The sequence below is a fragment of the Streptomyces sp. NPDC002896 genome (assembly GCF_040295225.1).
Classification (GTDB): Bacteria; Actinomycetota; Actinomycetes; order Streptomycetales; family Streptomycetaceae; genus Streptomyces.
This window is the reverse complement of sequence record NZ_JBEOVA010000013.1, coordinates 208764-229875: the sequence shown is the minus strand read 5'-3', so window position 1 is coordinate 229875 and position 21112 is coordinate 208764. Positions and strand designations below refer to the sequence as shown.

Annotated in this window: 20 protein-coding genes and 3 pseudogenes; 9 read left to right on the top strand and 14 right to left on the bottom strand. The window is 68.1% G+C overall.

The genetic code is table 11. The features are described 5' to 3' along the window. Positions 1-328: 328 nt before the first annotated feature. Positions 329-1855 (bottom strand): ISKra4 family transposase, encoded by a 1527-nt coding sequence (locus tag ABT009_RS25655; RefSeq protein ID WP_351299339.1) that lies wholly within the window; start codon positions 1853-1855, stop codon positions 329-331. Between the two features lie 71 nt (positions 1856-1926). After that, complete coding sequence (locus ABT009_RS25650; protein ID WP_351299336.1) at positions 1927-2469, bottom strand: hypothetical protein; 543 nt, start codon at positions 2467-2469, stop codon at positions 1927-1929. A 229-nt stretch (positions 2470-2698) separates the two neighbouring features. On the opposite strand from ABT009_RS25650, the gene ABT009_RS25645 reads away from it, so the two are divergent. After that, the gene (locus ABT009_RS25645) at positions 2699-3106 is read left to right on the top strand and encodes an SgcJ/EcaC family oxidoreductase (protein ID WP_351299333.1); all 408 of its coding nucleotides are present in this window, start codon (positions 2699-2701) and stop codon (positions 3104-3106) included. Between the two features lie 68 nt (positions 3107-3174). On the opposite strand, the gene ABT009_RS25640 is transcribed toward ABT009_RS25645, so the two are convergent. Beyond that, entirely contained in the window at positions 3175-4167 is a 993-nt protein-coding gene (locus ABT009_RS25640) for an RNA polymerase subunit sigma-70 (RefSeq protein WP_351299330.1), read from the bottom strand. Positions 4168-4815: 648 nt separating this feature from the next. On the opposite strand from ABT009_RS25640, the pseudogene ABT009_RS25635 reads away from it, so the two are divergent. Then, positions 4816-4989: pseudogene (locus tag ABT009_RS25635) on the top strand (DUF1272 domain-containing protein); the annotation flags it as partial. 161 nt (positions 4990-5150) lie between these two features. On the opposite strand, the pseudogene ABT009_RS25630 reads toward ABT009_RS25635, so the two are convergent. Further along, positions 5151-5496, bottom strand: a pseudogene (locus ABT009_RS25630) (C40 family peptidase); the annotation flags it as partial. Between the two features lie 271 nt (positions 5497-5767). Between ABT009_RS25630 and ABT009_RS25625 the strand changes: the two are divergent. Continuing rightward, positions 5768-6037, top strand: a pseudogene (locus ABT009_RS25625) (carboxymuconolactone decarboxylase family protein); the annotation flags it as partial. Between the two features lie 5 nt (positions 6038-6042). On the opposite strand, the gene ABT009_RS25620 reads toward ABT009_RS25625, so the two are convergent. Beyond that, positions 6043-6762: an SDR family oxidoreductase gene (locus tag ABT009_RS25620; RefSeq protein WP_351299327.1), complete on the bottom strand. Its 720-nt coding sequence runs from the start codon at positions 6760-6762 to the stop codon at positions 6043-6045. A gap of 54 nt (positions 6763-6816) precedes the next feature. On the opposite strand from ABT009_RS25620, the gene ABT009_RS25615 reads away from it, so the two are divergent. The 3 genes from ABT009_RS25615 to ABT009_RS25605 all read left to right on the top strand — a co-directional run bounded on the left by ABT009_RS25615 (position 6817) and on the right by ABT009_RS25605 (position 9593). Continuing rightward, positions 6817-7449, top strand: coding sequence for a TetR/AcrR family transcriptional regulator (locus tag ABT009_RS25615; RefSeq protein WP_351299324.1), 633 nt, complete (start codon positions 6817-6819; stop codon positions 7447-7449). Beyond that, on the top strand, positions 7446-8279 hold the full coding sequence (locus ABT009_RS25610) for an SDR family NAD(P)-dependent oxidoreductase (protein WP_351299321.1): 834 nt from the start codon (positions 7446-7448) through the stop codon (positions 8277-8279). Before ABT009_RS25615 ends, ABT009_RS25610 begins: the two co-directional genes overlap by 4 nt. Before the next feature lie 249 nt (positions 8280-8528). After that, a complete protein-coding gene (locus ABT009_RS25605) occupies positions 8529-9593 on the top strand; it encodes an IS630 family transposase (RefSeq protein WP_351299318.1) in 1065 nt (354 codons plus the stop codon). 16 nt (positions 9594-9609) lie between these two features. Here ABT009_RS25605 and ABT009_RS25600 read toward each other — a convergent pair whose 3' ends face one another. The 3 genes from ABT009_RS25600 to ABT009_RS25590 all read right to left on the bottom strand — a co-directional run bounded on the left by ABT009_RS25600 (position 9610) and on the right by ABT009_RS25590 (position 12363). After that, positions 9610-10098 carry a hypothetical protein gene (locus ABT009_RS25600; protein WP_351299315.1) on the bottom strand — a complete coding sequence of 163 codons (489 nt, stop codon included), beginning with the start codon at positions 10096-10098 and terminating at the stop codon, positions 9610-9612. 245 nt (positions 10099-10343) lie between these two features. After that, complete coding sequence (locus ABT009_RS25595; protein ID WP_351299312.1) at positions 10344-10883, bottom strand: GNAT family N-acetyltransferase; 540 nt, start codon at positions 10881-10883, stop codon at positions 10344-10346. 343 nt (positions 10884-11226) lie between these two features. Further along, entirely contained in the window at positions 11227-12363 is a 1137-nt protein-coding gene (locus ABT009_RS25590) for an amidinotransferase (RefSeq protein WP_502989952.1), read from the bottom strand. Positions 12364-13218: 855 nt separating this feature from the next. On the opposite strand from ABT009_RS25590, the gene ABT009_RS25585 reads away from it, so the two are divergent. Next, a complete protein-coding gene (locus ABT009_RS25585; protein WP_351299351.1) occupies positions 13219-13827 on the top strand; it encodes an MmyB family transcriptional regulator in 609 nt (202 codons plus the stop codon). Positions 13828-14147: 320 nt separating this feature from the next. Here the strand turns inward: ABT009_RS25585 and ABT009_RS25580 are convergent, their stop codons facing one another. The 5 genes from ABT009_RS25580 to ABT009_RS25560 all read right to left on the bottom strand — a co-directional run bounded on the left by ABT009_RS25580 (position 14148) and on the right by ABT009_RS25560 (position 16248). Beyond that, on the bottom strand, positions 14148-15017 hold the full coding sequence (locus ABT009_RS25580) for a class I SAM-dependent methyltransferase (RefSeq protein ID WP_351299309.1): 870 nt from the start codon (positions 15015-15017) through the stop codon (positions 14148-14150). After that, entirely contained in the window at positions 15010-15387 is a 378-nt protein-coding gene (locus ABT009_RS25575; RefSeq protein WP_351299307.1) for a VOC family protein, read from the bottom strand. The genes ABT009_RS25580 and ABT009_RS25575 overlap by 8 nt, the downstream gene beginning before the upstream one ends. Then, entirely contained in the window at positions 15377-15556 is a 180-nt protein-coding gene (locus ABT009_RS25570) for a ribbon-helix-helix domain-containing protein (RefSeq protein WP_351299304.1), read from the bottom strand. The genes ABT009_RS25575 and ABT009_RS25570 overlap by 11 nt, the downstream gene beginning before the upstream one ends. A 98-nt stretch (positions 15557-15654) precedes the next feature. Then, positions 15655-15750, bottom strand: coding sequence for a hypothetical protein (locus tag ABT009_RS25565; RefSeq protein WP_351299301.1), 96 nt, complete (start codon positions 15748-15750; stop codon positions 15655-15657). A 102-nt stretch (positions 15751-15852) separates the two neighbouring features. Beyond that, the gene (locus ABT009_RS25560) at positions 15853-16248 is read right to left on the bottom strand and encodes a recombinase family protein (protein WP_351299298.1); all 396 of its coding nucleotides are present in this window, start codon (positions 16246-16248) and stop codon (positions 15853-15855) included. Between the two features lie 477 nt (positions 16249-16725). Between ABT009_RS25560 and ABT009_RS25555 the strand changes: the two genes are divergently transcribed. Both ABT009_RS25555 and ABT009_RS25550 read left to right on the top strand, forming a co-directional pair. Next, positions 16726-17394 carry a S1 RNA-binding domain-containing protein gene (locus tag ABT009_RS25555; RefSeq protein ID WP_351299295.1) on the top strand — a complete coding sequence of 223 codons (669 nt, stop codon included), beginning with the start codon at positions 16726-16728 and terminating at the stop codon, positions 17392-17394. 825 nt (positions 17395-18219) lie between these two features. Further along, on the top strand, positions 18220-19488 hold the full coding sequence (locus ABT009_RS25550; protein ID WP_351299292.1) for a YeeE/YedE family protein: 1269 nt from the start codon (positions 18220-18222) through the stop codon (positions 19486-19488). Between the two features lie 444 nt (positions 19489-19932). Here ABT009_RS25550 and ABT009_RS25545 read toward each other — a convergent pair whose 3' ends face one another. Then, complete coding sequence (locus ABT009_RS25545) at positions 19933-21096, bottom strand: LLM class flavin-dependent oxidoreductase (RefSeq protein ID WP_351299289.1); 1164 nt, start codon at positions 21094-21096, stop codon at positions 19933-19935. Positions 21097-21112 lie beyond the last annotated feature (16 nt).

Below are 21112 nucleotides of genomic sequence, written 5' to 3'. Positions count from 1 at the left end.
ACATGTTCAGACGAAGGCCGCTTCCGTGTACGGCAGTTACCGAACCGGGTGATCAAGTTCGACGCACCATTCGACGTCGGACGTTAAAGATCAAGCTAGGGCAGGGGGTCGCGCAGTCGGCGCGGAACCCGTTGATGCGTGGGTTCGTGCCGGTCTTGGCGGTGTTCGCCATGTTCAGCATCCGCACCATGCGACGCCCTGGCCGGTGCCGTCGGCGCATTCGCAGTGGCATTGGTCCATCGGCGGGCGTCCGTTGCCTCGGTACCACATGTAGCAGCACGCGGGCCTGCCCGCGTTGGGTGCGGTTCGTTTCGAGTGACGGTCGCGATCAAGCGGTGAGGGCGCAGTTCTGCTGGTTGGGGTAGAGGCGCTCGTGCTCGCGGGCGGTATGGAAGCGCCAGTAGGGGTCGAGGTCTCCGTTGGAGACGATGGCACGCAGTTGCAGGACGGCTTCGGCTCCGGGCAGGCCCCAGCGGGCGCCGGTGATGTCGAGGCGGTCGGCGATCAAGTGGCGGCAGGCGCCCTCGACCGCGCCGGTGACTATCGGCCACCCGCTCGCAAGTGCCGTGTCGTAGCGGAGCTGGTCGAGGTGGCCGGTCAGGTAGCGGTGGCAGGCATCGACGGCCTCGCGCCGGGCGGTCGGCAGTCGCTCCCGGGTGGCTTGTGCGGTCATGGCGTGGGCGGTGCGGGCGGCGTGGCCTGCGAGGATCGCGGTCAGATGGTCGGCTGCCCAGGCTTCGGCCTCGGTGGTGCCCGGTTTGTGGAAAGAGTGGGCCGCGGCCCAGACGTACTCGGCGACGTGCACGAAGTCCAGCAGCACGTGCACCGTGACGCCGCGTCGGTCGGTCTCGGCGGTGATCAGGTCGAGCTGGTGACGGGCACCGTCGACCAGGACGACCCACGGCCGCAGATGCCTCGGGTCGCGCGCCTCGGCCTGGTCGAAGGCATCGGCGATGACCTGCTTGGGCGGACGGACCAGGGAGGCGGTGCACCACTTGTTCTCCGCCCTCGGCCCCGGGCGAGCGGGACGTTCGCCGCTGCGCCCGCCGGGCGGGTGGATCACATCGTGCGGACGCCGGGGAGCCGGGCGGGTGTCGAAGACGCAGGCCACGGTCGCCATCCGCTTACGGTTCGGCTTCTCGCCCGGCGCGAGCCGGCCGCGATGACTGGTCGCGGCCTTCGCGGCGGCCCGGCGGGTGGCCTCGCGCAGAGCCTCGGGCCGCATGACCACGCCCTTGCCGTCCACTTGGACCCCCAACGGCATCTCGCGGCTGCACGGAACCGGAATCCTGGTCCGGTAGAAGTCGTCGACGTCGACCGCGGCGGCGACCACGAGCTCTTCCAGCCTGCGCTTGCCGAGCACTTTCCCACAGCGGCGCTCGACCGCATCGTGCGCCTGGTCGAACGAGCCGCGGACGGCCTCGGTGACCGCGAGCCGACGCAGGCCCATCGAATGCCGGCCAGCTGGCAGCGACAGCGCGACGTCGGCGGGATGGACATTGCCCAGGCCCCGGCCCCGGTGGGCGACTCGCGTGACCCGGACCAGTCCGAACACGCTGGCCAGCCAACGCGAGTGTCCTGTCTCCCGCCAGGGCCGCACCTGCCCCTCCGGCCCGGTCACGGGCGGCCCGCCGCTGCCACGGACCTCTTCCTCCTCCAGCCTCGCGCGCAGGTCCAGATGGTCCTGCAGCAGCTGTCGCAACAGCTCCCGCCCGGCCACGTCGAGGCGTTCTTCCAGCTCGGCGTGGGTCCACGCGCTCGTATCGCTGCCCGACAAGGTGCACATCAGGGTCTCGAAGGCGCTGACCGAGCGCGCAAAGGGGTCAGTGGTGGCATGAGTGTCGTACGGTTTCATCTCCGGGGCTCTTCCCGTCCTGCTTCGATATGGGTCGCACCTTCGAATGTAGGCGCGGAAGAGCCCTGCTGTTAACGGGAGTTGGGCGAAGCAGCCATCCGGCGACGGGCCGGGGTGAACATCCCCGGGGTGTCCTCGTCCAGCCAGCCCCGCTCCACCAGCCGCTTCAACTTCGACCGCGTGCCCTCGATCTTCCCGGTCTCGGCCGGCAGGCCGATCCTCGGCACGATCTGCTTGGCGCGGACCGGCCCTGGCGCGTCTGCCACCACCTCCAGGATGTCCCGATACGCGCGCGGCAGGACCTCCGAACCCATCCCGGGCTGCCAGTTCGGCACCGTCAGCACCCCGATGACCTGCCGCTCGGCCCCCGCATACGCCGACGCGAGCCGCTCACCCGCAGCCGGCTGTCGAGCATCGACGGCCGCCGCCGACTTCTCCGGGGTCATCTCCGCGAGCACTTCGGCGACCGTCTCCCGCGCGATCCGCAACCGCTCCAGGCTCTCCCGGGCCAGCTCCAGCTTCCCGGCCAGCTCGGCGACCTCGGCCTCCAACTCCTCCACCCGCACCCGGGCAGCCACCTCGCGCGCTTCCAACTCCTCAAACAGCGAGCCCATCCGCCACCCTCCTCCACCACCACGGTAGAGAGGAGCAGCCCGGAACACAGCCCGTCCGCATCGTCCACGCCCTCCCGTCGGCTTTCAAGCGCCGGCAGGCCGACGGTGCAGAGGGGACTGCGCTCCGAAGAGAAGATCTTGAGGTTCGCGCGATGAGTTCCGAAAGGGACGCCGGTATGTACTCACGGGCCCCTTCGGTCCCGACCAAGTGCAATGACTGGAGAGAACGATGTCCGACAACCGCGCAAACGACACGGCCGCGATCACTGCCGTCCTTGAGAGCCTCTACAAGGCATGGGACGCCGGCGACGCCGACGCCTTCGTCGCCGACTACACGCAGGAGGCCACCGCGATCATGCCCGGCTCCTACCGCGCATCCCGCGAGGAGGTTCGGCAGGGCATGGCGGCGGGGTTCGCCTCCTTCCTGAAGGGCACCACGACGACCAACCGGCAGCTGGGGATTCGGTTCCTGGGTCGCGACGGCGCGATCGTCGTGAGCGAGGCCGGCATCCTCTTCCCCGGCGAGTCCGAGGTTCCCGCCGACCGGATCGTGTACGCGACCTGGGTGTTGGAGAAGCGTGACGACGCCTGGCTGATCGCCGCCTACCACAACAGCCCGGTCAAGTCCGATAGCTGATCGAGAGTCAGTCCTGCCCGGGTCCGCCCGCACCTGTCGGGCGGGCCCGCCCGACAGGTGCGGGCGGATCAGCCGTCGACCTTCGGCGCCAAGCCGAAGGCGGCGAACACGTCGGCGTGCTGGAAGACCGAGATACGGCTGATGCCGCCAGCCGTGACCGTGAACACCTGCAGGGTGTGCAGCTCGAACACGCCGGCGTCCCCGCGCCGATAGGCGGCGAAGCCGGACTGCCCGTTGGCCCGCACCGGCAGCAACCGCCAGGCCTTGCCGGCCTTGGCGAATACCCAGCCCATGAAGCTCGCGTAGTTCTCCCGGCCGGTGAACCAGTTGACCATGGGCGGCATCTCCATGAGGACGTCCTCGGTCACCACCTGCAGCAGCCCTTGGATGTCCGCCCGGACGAAGGCCGCCATGTACCGGTCCACCCACGACCGTTGCTCTGCGTCGGAAGGCTCAGCGACCTGCTCCTGCAGCACTCCCGCGGCCCGGATCCGGGCGCGAGCCCGCTGCAGCGAGCTGTTTACGGCCGCGACCGAGGTCTCCAGGATGTCCGCTGCCTCCGCCGCCGGGTAGTCGAGCACGTCGCGCAGGATCAGGACGGCGCGCTCTCTCGGTGACAGCAATTGCAGTGCTGCGACGAAGGCCAGCCGCAGGCTGCCCCTGTCGATCGCCGCGGTGGCCGGGGCGCCCAGGCCGAGCAGGCTATCCGGGAGTGGCTGCAACCAGGTTGCCTCCCCGCCGTGGACGAGCGGGCGCAGCGGTTCGCTCTCGGTGACCAGACCCGAGGGCATGGGGCGGCGGCCGAGCCCGTCCAGCGCGGTCAGACACGCATTCGTGGCGATCCGGTACAGCCAGGTCCGCAGGGAGGCACGCGACGGGTCGTAACGGTCCCGCGCGCGCCACGCCCGCAGACACGTCTCCTGCACGAGTTCCTCGGCGTCGTGGACCGAGCCGAGCATCCGGTAGCAGTGCGCCAGCAGCTCCGGCCGGTACCGCTGCACCAAGGTCTCGAAGTCCCCCGTCGACGTCATCCCGCGCTGCCGCCCTTCCGGTCTGCTCATCCGCCCCTACGGTAGCCGCCTCACGGGGCCGGTTGTAGCCGTTCTGCTGCCGGGAACATTCGGTCGCGGCGGGCGCTGTGCTCTCGCCGCGTCCAGCGCGGAGCAGGCGGGTACGTGAGGAACCGAGCGGTTCCACGCCGCCCACGAGCACCCGCGCCTCTACCCACCCCGACCAGCAGGATTACGACCTCACCGCTTGATCGCGAGCTTCACTCGAAACGAACCGCACCCGCCCGCGTTGGCGAGTGCCTCGCACACGCACGTCGGGAGGGCCGGCATGGCGAGATCGAAGGGCTCCGCGCCAGCCTGCCCGGCGCCGAGTCCAAGATCAGTCAGATCGACGCCGCACTCCTCGGCGGACCGGTGAATCTCGGCCTGCCTACTCGACGGAAGAAACGGTGACGCGCGAGCTAAACAGCGCCTGAACAGCTAGTTCAGAAAAGCCCAGCGCACGGCATCCGCGCCCACGTCGAACCCCAATCCCTCCCACCCTCAACAGTCACGGCAGCTGTAGATGTGTCCGTGCGGACTGGTGGCCCGATCACGTTGATTCTTGTCCTTCCTGGTGCTTTCGCGTCCGTCGTGTGTGCGAAGGATGAGATCTGCAGGTCGTCGAGTCGCGATGCCTGCGTGGAGAGGAGAAGCACCATGGCCCTGGAGATGCGTGAGCGATGCGAGCGCTGCACGACCATGGCCCTGCCGCACGACGCGCCAGCACGCATCTGTTCGTATGAGTGCACCTTTTGCCTGCCGTGCAGCGAGGCCATGCAGCAGCACACCTGCCCCAACTGCGGCGGAGAGCTGGTCCCTAGACCCTGTCGGGCGGTGAACGTCCTGACGGCTGTCTGGTCTTGTCGACATCTGAAGGCAGCGCAGATACCTCTTCGATCAAGAACTACAGCTGCCATGGCGTAGCAGGGGTCCTGGAGTAGTTCGGAGAATGACCAAGCCGGACCGGCGTGACGCCGGGAAGGAGCGGCGCAGACCCGCGTCACCGAGGAGATGGGCATCATCGCCACGGGGTCGTAGCGCACGGGGCGCCGGGGTAGGGCGCGTGAATGACCCGGCCGTTGCCCACGTACATCGCGATGTGGCTGGCGTCCGAGCGGTAGGCCACGAGGTCGCCGGGCCGGGCCTCGGCGAGGGACACCCGCCGGCCCGCGTAACGCTGCTCCTGCGACGTGCGCGGCAGCGCGACGCCCGCCTGCGCGTACGACCACTGCATGAGGCCCGAGGGCATGAGGCCCGAGCAGTCGAAGCCCGAGGGGCCGTTGGCGCCCCACACATAGGCAGTCCGATGGCCCAGCGGGCGGCGGCGACAGCGGCGCGAAACGAGATGGCGCCTGAGCAGACGGGGCGGGGCGTGGCGGACCTCCGTGGTGTGCCCCGAGCGTGTCCAGCGTATGGTGGCCGCTGCGCTCCGGCACGCACGAGCATCTCGCAGCAACCTATTGCGATTATTCGATCTCACGAATGCAGGGCGGTTACGGGTAATCGCTGCTCGTCACTAAGTGGTCTCGCCTGGAAGTCCTTCGGGGGTTGATCATTCGGTCTTGCCGGTGGTACTGGTTGCTGCGCGACTGGCCGCTGATCACCCCGGCTCGCCGCGCTCGGCGGCTGTGAGATCGTGCTCGAAGTACGCATCAACGCCGCGCTCAACGTCGGCCTGCTACCTCCGAGATCGCCGAAGTGCTGCTGCACTCGGCCGTCTACTGCGCGATGCCACGGTCCATCAACGCCCACCCTCGTCGCCAAGAAGGTCTTCGCCGAGCGTGAACTGCTTCCGGGGCCACCCCGGTGTTGGGCTTTGAGTGTCGGTTTCCTGCCCTGCCGAGGTGAGGCGGCAGGGCAGGACACCACGGCGCGGTGAGCGGGTCAGCCGAGCGAGACCAGACGCGCGCCCCCGTCGGTCTCGATGATGGTGCCGGTGAGGTTGGCATTGGTGGCGGCCAGGGCCACCACCTCGGCGATCTCCTGTGCCGAGGCGATGTGGCGGACCGGCAGCGTGGCGGCAGTTTGTGCGAAATACTCGCGCTTGGCGTCTTCCGGCAGGCCGTTCCACCAGGGCGTGTCGACGAGCCCGGGAGAGACGGCGTTCACCCGTATCGGAGCGAGTTCCGCGGCCAGCGGCTTGACCAGGGCCTCGACGGCGCCGTTGAGGGCGGCGATGCCAGCGGTTCCTGGCATGCCGGTCCGCGCGGTGATGGCGCTGAGCAGGGTGATAGACCCGTCCGGTGTGAGGTGCGATAGGACCGCCTGGATCGTGGTGACGTGGGGCCAGAACTTGGCCTCGAACGCGCGTCGCAGCATCGTCAGGTCGAGATCGGCTACCGCCCCCGGCCCTTCGCTTCCGCTGGCCGCCAGGACCAGCCAGTCGATGCTGCCGGTCGCCTCGGCGAGTGCGCTCATCTCGTCAGGGTTTCCGGCGTCGGCCCGGTGCCCGACCAGTTCGGCGTCGGTGACGGCAAGGGCGTCAAGGCGCTCCTTGCTGCGGCCGGCGATGTGCACCGTTGCGCCACGTGCCTGGAGCAGGCGGGCCGTTGCGAGCCCGATGCCGGACGTTCCCCCGACCACGAGGGCAGTGCGCTGGGACATGGCGTCTCCTTATTTCGAACCGCTGCGTCTCGCATTAAGCTAGTCTCCATGGTCATGGACAAGCAACCCCCCTCGGAGTCACGCCCGGGACGCAAGCGCAGCGAGGAGAGCCGGATGGCGATCCTGGTCGCGGCGTTCGAACTGGTCGGCGAGGTCGGCTACGCGGGCCTGACGATCGAAGGAATCGCCAACCGCGCCGGATGCGGCAAACAGACGATCTACCGCTGGTGGCCCTCCAAGGCCCACGTTCTCCTCGAAGCACTCGCAGTGAAAGCCGATCTGTTCGTCACGAACGCCGACCACGGCTCCTACGCCGACGACGTACGGGCTTTCCTGGGGGACACGTTCCGGCTCAGCCGCCAGCAGCGTGTTGTCGACATCCTGCGCGTCCTGATGGCGGAGGCCCAGATCAACGAGGAGTTCGGCGAACTCTTCCGTAGTGCCTTTCTGCAGCGTCGGCGCGACGCGCTCCAGGTGGTCCTCGATCGGGCCCGGACACGGGGCGACCTGCCGCCCCGTCCTGCTGCGTCCACCGTCCTGGACATCGTGTTCGGCACCTTGTGGTACCGCCTCCTGGCCACGCGCCAGCCCATGGGCGACGACCTCGTCGAGGACCTCGCGGCCACCCTCACGCAGGCTGCACAACCCCCGACCAGCACAGCGATCGACCTGGGAGACCAGCAATGACCCTTCCCCGCACCATCCTCATCACCGGCGCCACCGACGGCCTCGGCCTGGCCCTGGCAGAGCGCCTGGCAGCCGACGGCGCCGACGTGATCCTGCACGGCCGCGACCAGGCCAAACTCGACCGCATCGCAGACCAGTTCGCGGCCCGCGGCGTATCCAGGCCCCGGACCGTGACCGCGGACCTCGCCGACCTCGACCAGGTCCGCCGCATGGCCGCTGAGATTCGCGCATCGGTGGACCGACTCGACGTCCTGGTGAACAACGCCGGCATCGGCGGCGGGCAACCGGACGGCCGCACCCGCCGCACCAGCGCCGACGGCCACGAGCTCCGCTTCGCCGTCAACTACCTCGCCGGCTTCCTGCTCACCCTCGAACTCCTGCCGCTGCTGCGCGCGTCAGCGCCGGCCCGCATCGTCAACGTCGCCTCCATCGGCCAGCACCCGCTCGACTTCGAGAATCTGATGCTGGAGCGCGACTACGACGGCATCCGAGCCTACGGCCAGAGCAAGCTCGCCCAGATCACGTCCGGCTTCGAACTCGCCGCACGCCTGCCCGCCGACGAGGTCACGGTCAACAGCCTGCACCCCGCAACCTATATGCCGACCAAGATCGTCCTCGCCGAGGTCGGACACAGCATCGACACACTGGAAGAAGGAGTGACCGCCACCCGCCAGCTCGTCACCGATCCGGCACTCGCCGGTACCACCGGACGCTTCTACGACCGCACCCGTGACGCACGCGCTCATTCCCAGGCATACGACAGCGAGGCCCGACTGCGCCTGTGGCAGGCGAGCCTGCAACTCACCAAAGCCGAGGGCCCCCTGTGTTGAGTGCCGCTGAAGCGGAGGCCGTGGGCAGGGCCGCCATCCTGCCCGACGCTCGCAGGACCAAAGGACCTCAGACTACGGCCCGTCGTGATCCACTTCTCGTGATCGGCCTGTCTACATGCCCGCTGCCGCCGCCCGTCCAATCGTCCTGGCCGCCTCCGAGCGGCACCGACTGAAGAAGGCGGCCTACGGTCACAAGACCGAGCACCAGGCCCGGCAACGCGCCACCGTCGTGCTGTATGCGGCCCGCGGGTGCTCCAACGCACCATCGCCCGCGAGACCGGGCTGCACATAGACACCGTGCGGACCTGGCGCGGCCGCTTCGCCCACGGCGGGCTGCCGGCCCTGGCCGACCGCAAGCGCAGCGGGCGCCCCGCACGGTTCACCCCCGTGCAGGTCGCCGAGGCCAAGGCACTGGCCTGTCAACTCCCCACCGAGACCGGCGTGCCGCTCTCGCGCTGGTCGTGCCCGGAGTTGGCCGCCGAGCTGACCGCGCGCGGGATCACCGACAGCATCTCGGCGTCCACGGTGCGCCGCTGGCTGCACCAGGACGCGATCAAGCCCTGGCAGTACCGGTCCTGGATCTTCATCCGCGACCCGAACTTCCGCGCCACGGCCCAGCGGGTCCTGGACTTGTACGCCCGTACCTTCGAGGGCGTCCCGCTGGGCGAGGACGAGTACGTCATCTCCAGCGACGAGAAGACCTCCATTCAGGCGCGCTGCCGCTGCCACCCGCCCCTGGCGCCGGGGCAGGCCCGGGCGATGCGCGTCAACCACGAATACGACCGCGGCGGCGCGTTGGCCTACCTGGCCGCCTACGACGTCCATCAGGCGAAGGTCTTCGGCCGCTGCGAGCCGAAGACCGGCATCGTGCCCTTGATGAACCTGGTCACCCAGATCATGAGCACCGAGCCCTACGCCAGTGCCAGACGCGTCTTCTGGATCGTCGACAACGGCTCCTCCCACCGGGGGAAGAAAGCCATCGACCGCCTGACCACAGCGTTCCCGAACACGGTCCTGGTCCACACCCCCGTCCACGCCTCCTGGACGAACCAGATCGAGATCTTCTTCTCCATCGTCCAGCGCAAGGTCGTCTCGCCCAACGACTTCACGGACCTGATCCAGGTCCGGGACCGGCTCCGATCATTCGAAGACCGCTACAACGCCACGGCACAGCCGTTCCAGTGGAGGTTCACCACCTCCGACCTGGACGATCTGCTAGCCCGGCTCGGCCGCCAGACACTCGACCGACAAGAAGAATCCTCCGCCCAGCACCATCATGATCAACCCCGAAGGACTTCCGCAGCCGACCACTAAGCGGACTGAGCCGACGTCACCATGTCAGCATCAGCGAACCTCCGACCGGCAGCGTATGCCAGCGGTCGGCGTAGTCGTCGAACCGGGACACGATCCGGTCGACCACTGGGGGGATCTCCCCCGCCGTCACATACGCCGGCAGCTCCCGCGCGTGGCCGTGCCGCACCTCCCACACGGGTACGGCGATGCCTGCCAGCTCCTCCGACCTGGCCATGTCGGCCTTCGCCTGGGGGGACGACGTCACTCGCTTCGACTTGCGGCGCCGGGCGGCCTTGGCGCGCTCCGCGGGGTCGGCGGGCCAGAACAGGCCGTTGTCACCGGCGGCCAGCCGCCCGTAGACCCCGAGCTTGATGCCCGCCTCCGCCTCGACGAGGAAGTGCACCAGGTCGTGCGGGAGATACGGATGCCCGCCGGGCCCGTTGCGCGGGGCGAGCGCGGCACCGGTCTCGCGGTGCACGGCGATGTCGTAACTCGTACCGGGACCTTTAGTGAAAACGACGCGCATGCCCGGCACGGCAGGTGACAGTCGCGGCCGCACGCACCTGGTTTTCCGGCGCGCGTAGCGGGCACGCCTCCCGGGTTGCGGCAGTCGCGGCGCCTCAGGGGAGACGCGCCATCGCCGTGCCTCCGTCCAGGTCGATGTTGGTGCGGTGCAGCGGGGCCCCGTCCATGATCCCTCCCACGGGGGCATCCGCTGAGGCGGAAGCCCCCTCGCAATCGCAGCCTGACCAAGCGCCGCAGCGGAAAACGTCAGATCCTCGCACTACGAGCGATGCGGTACAGCACGTTCGGACGCAGTAGCCCTTCGGGCGCGGTGGGGTCGTCGAAGTCGTCGGCCGGGTCCCACGTCATGCCGATTCGGCGCATCACCGCCTGCGAGCGGAGGTTGGTGGCCGTTGTCACAGCAAGGATCTCGGGAAGTTCAAGAGTGTCGAAGCCGTAGGCCAGGACTGTCAGCGCGGCCTCGGTGGCGTAGCCCTGGCCCCAGGCCGAGCGGGCGAGCCGCCAGCCGATCTCCACTCCAGTGAACGGCATGCCGTCATCCACCTGGTCCAAGCCCGCGAAGCCGATGAACTCACCCGTGGCCAGCACCTCAACCGCCCACCACCCGTAGCCTCGCTGGTCGAACTCGGCCTGGAACCGCGCCACGGAGGCATCGCTCTGTTCGCGGGTAAGCAGGTCGCCCAAGTGCTCCCGAACCTCAGGATCGGCATTCATCGCCGCCCATGGTTCAAGGTCGGAGTCACGCCATCGACGGAGGGTGAGGCGATCGGTACGCAGTTCAGCCATGTTGCCCAGCCAACGTGAACTCTGGCCTCGAGGCAATCTTTTTTCTTGGCGACACCACGACACAGAAAAACATGCACTTGGCTCGCTCCCAGGCTGAACGAAGCGACCACCGATCCGGCGAACCTACGCGGTCACAGTAGACGAGTTGACTGCGGAAACCCTCCCGCAGAGCGCTGACGCACCCCAGCTCGGCTGATGTACTCATCCCACACGCAGATCACGCCGAGAGGACCCGCAATACAGTCGGCGGGTTGGTTCCCCTGCGGGTTGCCGAACGAGTTCCAGGCCACAAGTCAAGGGCGCCATCACCGGACCTTTGGCAGGGAGACGATTTCGGGGCCGGTCAAGGGAAATACGCCTCCAGCGTGCCGCGACGCCGTACATCGAGTGTCGCGCAGTGGAACGAGCCGCCGAACGGCGCGTAGTGCAACAGGTCGCACGGGATCGGCTCGAACCCCCATGTCTCGAGTGCGCGCAGCATGTCGGTGTGGTGCCGCTCCGCGATCACCCGCTTGTTGTCGATCATGAGCACGTTCATGTTGAGCCACTTGCCGCACATCGAGGTGATCTTCAGCAGGCGGTCGTCGATCGGGTTGGGCTCGGGGGCGATCAGGATGTCCCACGAACTCAGGACCTCGGGCAGCCGGTCGACGTCGATGTATTCCGGATTGACCAGCACCTTGCCCGGCGCGAGCAGAGTGAACGTCGTATCGATGTGCATGGGCGTGCGGCAGCGGCTGTCGATCTCATGGATGCGATAGCCGGGTCCGAGATGGCGGCGCAGCCAGTCGATGCCCATGCGGTTGGTGACGTTGCTCCGCGTGACGAACAGGTCGCGTCCCGCGCGCACGACATCCGCCGCGTCAAAGACCGGCTCGAACTCGGTGAGGATGTAGCGCACGGGCTCGCCGGCTTCGGGGACACGGAAATCCGCATCGAACAGTTCGTTGGTGAGCTGCGGTTTCGGTGCAGCCGTCCAGCGTGCGCCGCGTTGGAAGTAGTCCTTGAGGATCGGGCGGTAGGAGTGGGTTTCGAAATAGCGGCACGGCCATGCCATCGGGGTCTCGATGATCTCGTCGCCGATCACGAGCATGCTGTCCCGCGGGCAGGTGTTGCAAAAGCCGCGCGAGGACCAGTCGGGGGTGCCGAAGCGTTTCTGGTGGTCGACCGGGTCCGGGCGCCTGACCGTGACGCCGAGGGACTCAAGGAGTGTGATGAACTGATCGAGCTCATGCTGGGCCGGCTCGATCAGCCTGCGCGGATACCGGAAGCCGGCGGCCAGCCCCTGCACCCACGCCGCCCATGGTGGGACGTTGCACGACACGACCGGGTGGTTGGAGGGGATCGTCGCGCCCTCCAGACGCCCAACGATGATCTCCTCCAGGGGGTCCCACTCGTTGTGTGAATTGACCGGCGAACATGTCGGCGTGCTCATGGAACCCACCTCCATGGTCATCAGGCGTCGGAGCGGGTCGGGCATGCCGGTTGGCGCTCCTGGTTCGCAGCGCAGCGTGTCCTGCCCACCGCGGTGCCGGTTCGATTGGCCTGTACCCCGCGGTACAGGCCGATCTGCACATCGGGCACACCCGTCCTTGGGAACTGCTGGCCGAAGCCTCGCTCTGACTCCCGCCTGTACGGGTAGCTCCCGCCACCCTGCACGCGGGCTGGCCAGCGGCGCGCGTCAGGTTGAGCCACGGGGATGTCGCCCATGGCGGAGGCGGGTTCGTGGGTTCCTGGATGGGGCCGGCGGGGAACCTGTACGCCGAGGGCCGCATCTGCAGTCACGGGCTGCGGGTTCGCGTCGGATGATCGCGGTTCTGCGTGAGGTAAGGGCCCTGGGCTGGGCCATTGGTGTGATAGCGGCGCGGAGGCGTTGTCCTCGGTCTTGAGAGCACGTTGTGCATCGTGTTGTACGTCGCGGTGGAGCCGTCGCGCCCTGCTGGCTGGGGTCCTCCGGGCGCGGTACCAGGAGGCTCACCAGTTGGATTAGCCAACCGTAGTGGTGCTGTGTGGCAGAGTGTGACGCGCACGTCCGGCGCCCAGGCGACGTCGGGCACCCTCCCCGGCCAGGTGTTGTACCTGCCTGACCGGCCAGCGTCCGGAGGGACGTGTCACGCGGGCCGACGGCTTTGCCCATCGGCACCAGGGCACGAAGGCGATTGGCGGCATGGAGCGGTTTTCAGCGCTCTGATCCTGTGCAACCCATGGGATCGCTAAGCCAATCAGAGACGCTACAGGGGTCAAGCCCCTAGCTCCTGACGGAAAGCGGTTTCGGCCGTGTGGACAGCTGGGTGACGCGATTGTCTGCGCGTGAGGAAACGGTGTCCCCGGGTGTCTGGCCGTTTTAGGTGGTGACCGTGTCGCCGGGCAGCGACAGGTCCAGGTCGAAAGAGTCAGCGACGGCATCCGCACGCTGATCAACACGTGGCCACTCACCCCGGCCTACGTCCACGGCACCTACATGGACGTACTCGCCGCCAACCGCCTCGCCATCGCGCTCTCACCGTTCAACGCACCCGGTCACAACAGCATCCTCGCCGCCTTCTTGGAACCGGAACTGCGAGAGCTGCACGCGGACTGGGAGGACATGACCGCACGGATCGTCCCCTACCTACGCTCCGTCGTCGGTGCGGACGTTGAGGACCCCCGCCTCGTCGAAATCGTGGGCGAACTCTCCCTACGCAGTGAACGCTTCCGCAGGCTCTGGGCACGTCAAGACGTCAAGCACAAGGCCACCGGAACCAGCCTGCTGCAGCACCCCCAGGTCGGCACCCTGGAACTGCACTACGAGAAACTGCTAATCCCAGGCGCCGCAGGGCAGACCCTCGTCACCTACCACGCCCGCCCCGGCACTGACTCCGAGGAACGTCTGCGCCTGCTCGCTTCTCTGGACAGCCCCACCCGCACACCCCGGGACGCCACGCGCATCGCCACCGAGAGCTGAACCCGGCCCGGACGCGGCCTGTGGTGGAGCCCCTGCTGCGGCTGACCAAACAGCAGGCTTGGTAGCCGTCGGCGATCACCCGGGCTAGCAATACCGCCACACCTGTTGCGCTTGCTAAGAAAGCCATCCGCTTACCGATCAATGGATCTGATCGTCGCTTGATGTGAGCGTTCGTGGGGCCAGACCGATGGCCAGTGGGCGTTGATCGAGCCATTGCTGCTGGACCGGACGCCGCAATGTGGTCGCCACCGACTCCGTCCGGGTTTGCATTATGCCGTTCAGCTGAGAGTCGCCTCCGGCGTTGCGTCGTCGTCGGAGAGCTACACCTCGGCGACGAGGAATTGTTCGGCCCTGGGCGGGCGCAGGCCGTCGTGACGGTCGGCGAAGTACCGAGCGGCCAGGTCGTCGGGAGATACGTGCACAGCCTTCGTGAACCCCGCCTCCAGGGCTGCTTGCCGCATGTCGTCAGGCGAGTACAGGCTGATGAACGGGGTGCCCGACGCGGCGGCGTTGCGCATCGAGAACTCCTGGACCTGCCGCTGGTCCGGGTCGAGCATGTCGAGCGGCAGCAGGAACGTCGTGGCGAATACGGAGCCAGGTGCAAGCGCGGCGACCTGGCGCAGCGTCGCGGTGTTGGCTTCGTGTGTGAGGTACATGCTGACGCCGGTCGACGCGACGACCGTCGGCTGCTGCGGATCGAACCCGGCGGCGGTCAGCCGCTCCCACCACGAGTCGCCGGCCTCGAAGTCCACGGGCACCAGGGTCAGCCAGGACGGGATGTCGTAGCCGAGTTCGGCCAGGCGCTGCCGCTTCCACGCCTGCGTGCCTGGCTGGTCGACCTCGAAAACGCTGAGGCGGGAGGCGAGTTCAGGGCGCCGCTGAGCGAAGGTGTCCAGGCCCGCGCCGAGGATGACGTACTGCGCCACGCCGGCGTCGGCGCGTTCGGCGACGAGGTCCTCGATGAAGCGGGCGCGGGCGACGATGGACGCGCGGACGCCGCTGATGCCCGGCATGGTCATGTCGCCGCGCTCTCGCCAGTTCTGCCCGGGGTCGGCGAGCTTCAGCCCGATCTCGTCGTTGAGCACGTGGGGCGGGGCGTCGGCCTGGACGTGAAGGGCACGCCACAGGGCGACGCGCACAGCGGTGTGGTCGGGTTCGTGCTGGTCGGAGACGCGCCGTTCGTCAGCCATGGTGGTGTCCTTCCGCGCCGTCGTTGCCGTCGGGGAGTGGGGCTTCGAGAGCGACGATCCGCCCGTCGGGGTCGCGGGCCAGCGCCTGTCGGACGCCCCAGTGCGTCGACGTGAACGGCTGGGCGAACTCCGGAGTGCGGTCGGGCGCGAAGGCCTCGGCGTCGGCCACCTTGAGCACGGGGTGGGTGGCGAGCTCGCGTTCGTGCTGTTCGACGATGAACACGTACGGCCCTCCGGCCGGATGGGACCAGTGTCCGGAGCCGTGGTCGGTCTCCAACACGTTCTCGAAGCCGAGCGACTTCCAGAACGCGGCGGTCGCACCGTAGTTGCGGGTCTCGACGAGGAACCCCTCGATGCCGTCAGTCGTCATGCATGCTCTCCTTCCCGGCGGTTGCGACGCGCTGGAGATACTCGGTCAGGGCCGTCTCGACTATCGCGGAGAGTGATCGCTCAGTGTCGACAGCGTGATGCTTGACCTCGCGGATGAGGTCGACGGGCAGGTAGACGTTGAACTGCTTTACCTGTCTCTCGGCGGCCATGGTTAGGATGCTAGCACTCTAGCGGCGTTTGGTTTCGTGATCGGCGGCGCCATATGGCCCCCGGACTCCTCTCTCTGGCCCCAGGTGCAAAGGAGAGGTCAGGGCTTGGTGACCGTGGTCCTCTTCGGCTGGCGGGGGACGGTCTTGGTCTTCTCGAGGTGCCCGTACACCGTCGACCTCGGCACGCCGAACATGTCGGCGATCTGCCGGACGGTCTTCTCCCGCTCGTCGTAGAGCCGTTGGGCGAGCGCGGCCTGGTCCTCGGTAAGCTTGGGCCGGCGTCCGCCGACCCGGCCTCAGGCCCGTGCGGAGGCGAGCCCGTCGTTGGTGTTCGCCACGAGCAGTTCGCGCTGGAACTCTGCCAGTACAGACAGTGTCCCGAGCATCGCCCGGCCCTCCATCGTGGAGGTGTCGATGCCCTGCTCGATGACGTGCAGCCCGATGCCGCGTTCGCGCGGCTCGGCGCCGAGGGTCACCAGGTGCAGGACGGAGCGCGAGAGCCGGTCGAGCCGGGTGACCTTCAACGTGTCGCCCTCGAGCAGCAGCTGCGTGACGAGATCGAGCTTCGGGCGGAACGCCTTCGCGCCGCTCGCGGTATCGACGTGGATGTGGTCGCGGTCAACGCCGGCCCACAGCAGGGCGTCGATCTGGTCCTCTCGGCGCCGACAGACCCGGCTCGCGACCCCTGTCACCCGCCAACGTTGCCGACGTGTTCCGAGGACACAAAGCAATGGCAGCCATCAGCTTGGGAAGCTGCCATGATCGAGGGGCCGATCCGGCATCTGACCTCGGCGAACGATCGGCTCGCGGCCTTGGCGGTCTCCCTCGTCACCGGCACCCGCGTTGGTCGGCGGACCGGCTGGCCGGCCGGATCGACGGGAGCATGCCGGCATGGTTTCGACGTCCTGCCATGGCCGCGGGGACGCGGCCGGGGCCCGCCAATCTCAGCACGTGCAGGCGGTTGCCCTTATCGCGGGTTGGCGCACGGCTCCTCATGGGAAGCTGGACGGCATGGGCGAAGTTCCGGACGATCAGGCTTCCCGGGAGTTCTGGCAGCGATCCGCGTTGGTGATCTATGCAGCGGCACCATCACGGAGGTCAAGCGTTCTCGAGGGGCAGCGGTGACCCTGGACGGATTCTCCACGCGACGGCTGGGGACAGTTGGACCGTTGGAACTGTCCTGGCGTCAGCCTCCTGCGGTCAGCCAGCGGATCACTGCGGAGGTGATCGCGATGGATCTGGACGAGGGCCGAGTCCGGCTATCAATGGCCGCCACCGGGAACCCGGAACTGTGGGCGTTCCTGAGATCACTTCACCGCGGCGAGATCCTTTCCGGCACGGTCACGGCGATCGAGCGGTTCGGCGTGTTCGTGGCGCTGGACGACGGCCCCGACCACCCGGTCTTCCCCGGCGTCGGCTTCATCACGATCCCCGAGCTGTCCTGGCGGCACTTCGAAGCAGCTTCGGACGTCGTTCAGGTCGGACAGCACATCTTGTGTGTGTTCCTCCAGTTCGACACATGGAACGGAGAGGCCAGGCTGTCTCTGCGGGCAACGCAGCCGGACGCTTTCCAGGCGTTCGTCGACGGCATTGCGGTGGGCCAGACGCTACGTGGCAAGGTCACCAAGCTCGTCCCATTCGGCGTGTTCGTTCAGGTCACAGGTGGGATCGAGGGATTGGTCCATCTTCGAGAGCTCGCATCGATGCCTCCGGACACTCCGGAAAGTGTCGTCCAGGTCGGTGACGAGGTCTCGGTCGTCGTCACCGAAATCGACCGAGAAAAACGCAGGCTGGCCCTCTCCCGGCGACAGGCCTCACCCTCAGCCGACCTCCGGTGACTCCCGGGTTCTGCCTACAACGGTTCCTCTGCGCGAGCGTCCCCCGGGGCTCCATTGGCCTACGTCGTTGGCGTACAGGCCACGTTTGGGTGTGCGCCGACAGAAACCGGCCTGAGACAGGAGACACGGACGGTTTCCGCCGGCGCCCCCGTATTCCCTTGTCCGCCCGGCAGCAGGCGCCGACAACCAACAGCCGCTCGCATCGCTGGAATTGGGCAGGGGAACGCATGCGGACTGCCATCGAAACGACACTACTGCAGTTGCACTGCTTCCAGCCCGGCGACACAGCGGACTGCGCGAAATGTTCAGCGACCCGCTGACGAATACCCTCGGCGCCGGACCCTTTGCCGAAGTCGAACAGACCGCAGCCTGGATCGAGCGCGGGTTCGCGCTGTACAGGAGAGCGGGTTGGTCTGATACGGACTGCGCCTGCGCAACAGCGTTGCGATCCAGCTCCTTGCGTACGGGATGCGCGCCCTCGGTGCTGGCCTAAGCACGCGCCGTCCACGCTGCTGCACAACTCGGATCAGTCTCGTCTGCCGCCGGTCCTCGACATCGCACCTGCGTGACGCGACGGTTGACAGGACGTGAGGCGGGTTTGACTGATCCATTGCTTACACGTTTCAATGTCGACGATTCAGTACGCCGACGCCGATGACCAGGGAGGAAGGGACCGATGTATCGCGGCACCCTGCTCCTGGTGAGTCGGCGTGTCGTGGACTTCGTCCGGATCACGGCCAGCAGATGTTGACGCCTCGTCAGCCACTGCCCTCACCTCCCGTCTCCTACGCTCCGTACTGACTCGATCCCTCGGAGAAATCCCACATGGCTCTCAACACCCTGCTGGCCCGGCGTGCCGCCCCGCTGGCCGGCCGGACCACCACGCCCCCGCCCGCCGCGCCGTCCGCCCCGTCGGTCAACCGAATACCGCTGGTCATCGCCCTGATCGTGCTGGTCGGGCTGGCCGTCTGGGTGTTCGCCGCCCACGGCGCCAAGCCCGGCGTTCTGCTCTTGCTGGGCAGCGGGCTGGGCTTCACGCTCTTCCACTCCCGCTTCGGCTTCACCGGCGCCTGGCGGCAGCTGGTCGGAGTCGGCAACGGCGCCGGGCTACGCGCCCACGCGCTGCTACTCGGCACGACCGCGACGCTGTTTGCACTGGTCATCGGCACCGGGACGGGGCTGTTCGGCAGCAAGCCGGCGCCGACCGCCGGGCCGCTAGGGGTCTCCCTGCTGCTCGGCGCCTTCCTCTTCGGCGTGGGCATGCAACTGGGTGGCGCCTGCGCCTCGGGCACGCTCTTCGCAGTCGGTTCCGGACAGACGTCGGTCCTGATCACCCTCGTCGGATTCGTGATCGGCTCCACCCTGTACACCTGGCAGTACTCGCTGGTCGACAACCTGCCTGCCTTCCAGCCGTTGCTGCTCTCCGACCACGTCGGCTGGGCCGGGTCATGGGCGATCACCATCGCGGCGCTCGCCGTGGTCGTGGCGATCTCGCTGGCCGTGCAGCGACGGCGCAACCCGCCGCCGGTCGGAGCGGTGCCCACCGCGCGCGGCGGCTTGCGGATCGTGCGTGGCTCGTGGCCGCTGTGGGTCGGGGCCGTGGTGTTGGCGGTACTGGGTACGGGCGTGCTGCTGGTCTCCGGTGGCGCATGGGGCGTGACCAGTGCGTTCGGGCTGTGGGGTGCCAAGATCGTGCAGGCACTCGGCGGCCACCCGGAAACCTGGGCGTTCTGGCAGCAGCCCGCCTCGGCAGCCAGCCTCTCAGGGCCGGTATTGACCGACAAGAACAGCCTCACCGACATCGGCATCGTGGTCGGCGCCGCCCTCGCGGCAGCCGCCGGCGGCGCGTGGACGCTCCACCGCCACATCCCGTGGCGCACCGCGGTGGCCGGGCTGCTCGGCGGCGTCTTGCTGGGCATCGGCGCCCGCCTGGCAAACGGCTGCAACATCGGCGCCTACCTCGCCGGGATCGCCTCCGGCAGTCTCTCGGGCTGGCTCTGGGGCGTGGCCGCGCTCGCCGGCACCTGGATCGGCCTCCGCCTGCGCCCCCTGTTCGGCCTCCACAACCCCAAACCCACCGACAGCGTCTGCTGACACACCGCCAGGCAGACACCGCCGCGGCACGATGAGCCGGCAGCCTGATGGTGCTGCCCGACCAGCGCCGGCCCCGCAGTACGGGGCCGGCCCGGCGGTACGGCGGTGGCTTGGCATGAGCCAGCATCACAGCACCAGCGCCACTGGGGCGTTGACTCGGCATCGACGAGGGTTGGACGCGGTCCGAGACCGGCGCGTACAGCGCGCTCGCGGCCGGCGCGGTAGCCGGTGCTAGGCGGCGAGCGCGTCATGCGGCAGGGCGGGGCCCACTGGCGGATCGTCGCCGAGTGACCTGAGTTGCAGGGCCGGAGGTCGCCCCGGCTGGTGGCCGATCGGACCGCTGCCGACTCCCCCGGTGCAGGCGACGACGTCGCCACGGATGGCGGTGGGGGCGTCGCACCTTCTTCGGGGTGTGGGCGAAGCCCGCACCGTTGACAAAAAGGGTCAGTGGGCGGTGGCCGTTTGCTGGGCGTACTTCTCGGAAGCGGCGTTGATGGCCGCCATCGTCTTGGTCTTCCACTCGTTGTCGCGGACCCATGCGTTGTGCTCGCGGATGGGTTGCAGCTGGCCCCGGAACTCCGGGATGACGTACTCGGCCCAGAGCTCGAGGGCGCGCTTTTGCTTGTCGAAGGTGGTGAAGTCGGTCAGCGTCATCACGAAGCTGCCGAAGCCGCCGGTCTGGTCCGCCAGCTTCCGGATGAGTTCGATGGCCGTGTCCGGCGTGCCGATCAGGACCGACCCGGACTCGATTGCCTCGTCGATCATTCCCTCGATGTCAGGCTTCTCCGAGGCGGGCAACGGCGAGATGTGGGCTAGGTAGTTCCAGATCTCCTCGAACCCGTAGGTGCAGTCCTTGCGCGCCTGCTCCTCGGTCTCGGCGATGTGAGTGATGGCGGAGAGGCGCCAGTTCTTGCGGTCGATGGTCCGACCGTGGGCCGCGGCCTCCTTTTCCGCGATGCTCCAGTGCGTCCGGAGCGCCTCGAAGGCCGCCGGTGAACTCGCCGAGAGGTTGATCATGCCGATGCCGAGCCTGCCGGCGGTCACCGGACCCGAGGGCGAGGTGACCGCGGCGACGACCACATCCAGTTCGGGGACGGTGTAGGGGCGCAGTTGCAGTTTCGCCTCTTGCAGGTCGTACCAGTCTGTCTTCTCCGTGACGGTCTCGCCGCGCAGGAGCCGCATGATGACGTCGGCCGCCTCGAGCATCCGGTCGCGCTGGGTGGCCGGGTCGATGCCCAGCATGTAGGCGTCGGAGAGCAGCTGACCCGGGCCGAAGCCCATGATCGCTCGTCCGTGGGTGAGGTGGTCGAGCATCACCAGCCGTTCGGCGAGCAGGAAGGGGTTGTGGTAGGGAAGCGAGTTCACCGCCGTGCCGAGCTTGATGGTGCGCGTGCTCCGCGAGACTGCCGCGAGCATCAGCTCCGGGGACCCGATCGGCTCGTGTCCTCCGGAGTGGTGCTCACCCAGCCAGGCCTCCTGGAAGCCGAGCCGGTCGGCCATCTCGATGATGGCCAGGTCCCGCTCGAAGAGAACGGTCGGGCTGACTCCGATTTTGTGGAAGGGAGCCATAAAGACGCCGAAGTTGGTCGGGTAGTGCGATGCGGACATGATCGATGAGCCTCTC

Bases quoted from the DNA above. Each gene is read 5' to 3' on its own strand.
- ABT009_RS25595 (WP_351299312.1), bottom strand. From the start codon at position 10,883: ATGGCTGAACTGCGTACCGATCGCCTCACCCTCCGTCGATGGCGTGAC.
- ABT009_RS25615 (WP_351299324.1), top strand. From the start codon at position 6,817: ATGGACAAGCAACCCCCCTCGGAGTCACGCCCGGGACGCAAGCGCAGC.
- ABT009_RS25600 (WP_351299315.1), bottom strand. From the start codon at position 10,098: ATGCGCGTCGTTTTCACTAAAGGTCCCGGTACGAGTTACGACATCGCC.
- ABT009_RS25580 (WP_351299309.1), bottom strand. From the start codon at position 15,017: ATGGCTGACGAACGGCGCGTCTCCGACCAGCACGAACCCGACCACACC.
- ABT009_RS25645 (WP_351299333.1), top strand. From the start codon at position 2,699: ATGTCCGACAACCGCGCAAACGACACGGCCGCGATCACTGCCGTCCTT.
- ABT009_RS25620 (WP_351299327.1), bottom strand. From the start codon at position 6,762: ATGTCCCAGCGCACTGCCCTCGTGGTCGGGGGAACGTCCGGCATCGGG.
- ABT009_RS25640 (WP_351299330.1), bottom strand. From the start codon at position 4,167: ATGAGCAGACCGGAAGGGCGGCAGCGCGGGATGACGTCGACGGGGGAC.
- ABT009_RS25565 (WP_351299301.1), bottom strand. From the start codon at position 15,750: ATGTTCGGCGTGCCGAGGTCGACGGTGTACGGGCACCTCGAGAAGACC.
- ABT009_RS25590 (WP_502989952.1), bottom strand. From the start codon at position 12,363: ATGCCCGACCCGCTCCGACGCCTGATGACCATGGAGGTGGGTTCCATG.
- ABT009_RS25570 (WP_351299304.1), bottom strand. From the start codon at position 15,556: ATGGCCGCCGAGAGACAGGTAAAGCAGTTCAACGTCTACCTGCCCGTC.
- ABT009_RS25655 (WP_351299339.1), bottom strand. From the start codon at position 1,855: ATGAAACCGTACGACACTCATGCCACCACTGACCCCTTTGCGCGCTCG.
- ABT009_RS25575 (WP_351299307.1), bottom strand. From the start codon at position 15,387: ATGACGACTGACGGCATCGAGGGGTTCCTCGTCGAGACCCGCAACTAC.
- ABT009_RS25650 (WP_351299336.1), bottom strand. From the start codon at position 2,469: ATGGGCTCGCTGTTTGAGGAGTTGGAAGCGCGCGAGGTGGCTGCCCGG.
- ABT009_RS25545 (WP_351299289.1), bottom strand. From the start codon at position 21,096: ATGTCCGCATCGCACTACCCGACCAACTTCGGCGTCTTTATGGCTCCC.
- ABT009_RS25550 (WP_351299292.1), top strand. From the start codon at position 18,220: ATGGCTCTCAACACCCTGCTGGCCCGGCGTGCCGCCCCGCTGGCCGGC.
- ABT009_RS25610 (WP_351299321.1), top strand. From the start codon at position 7,446: ATGACCCTTCCCCGCACCATCCTCATCACCGGCGCCACCGACGGCCTC.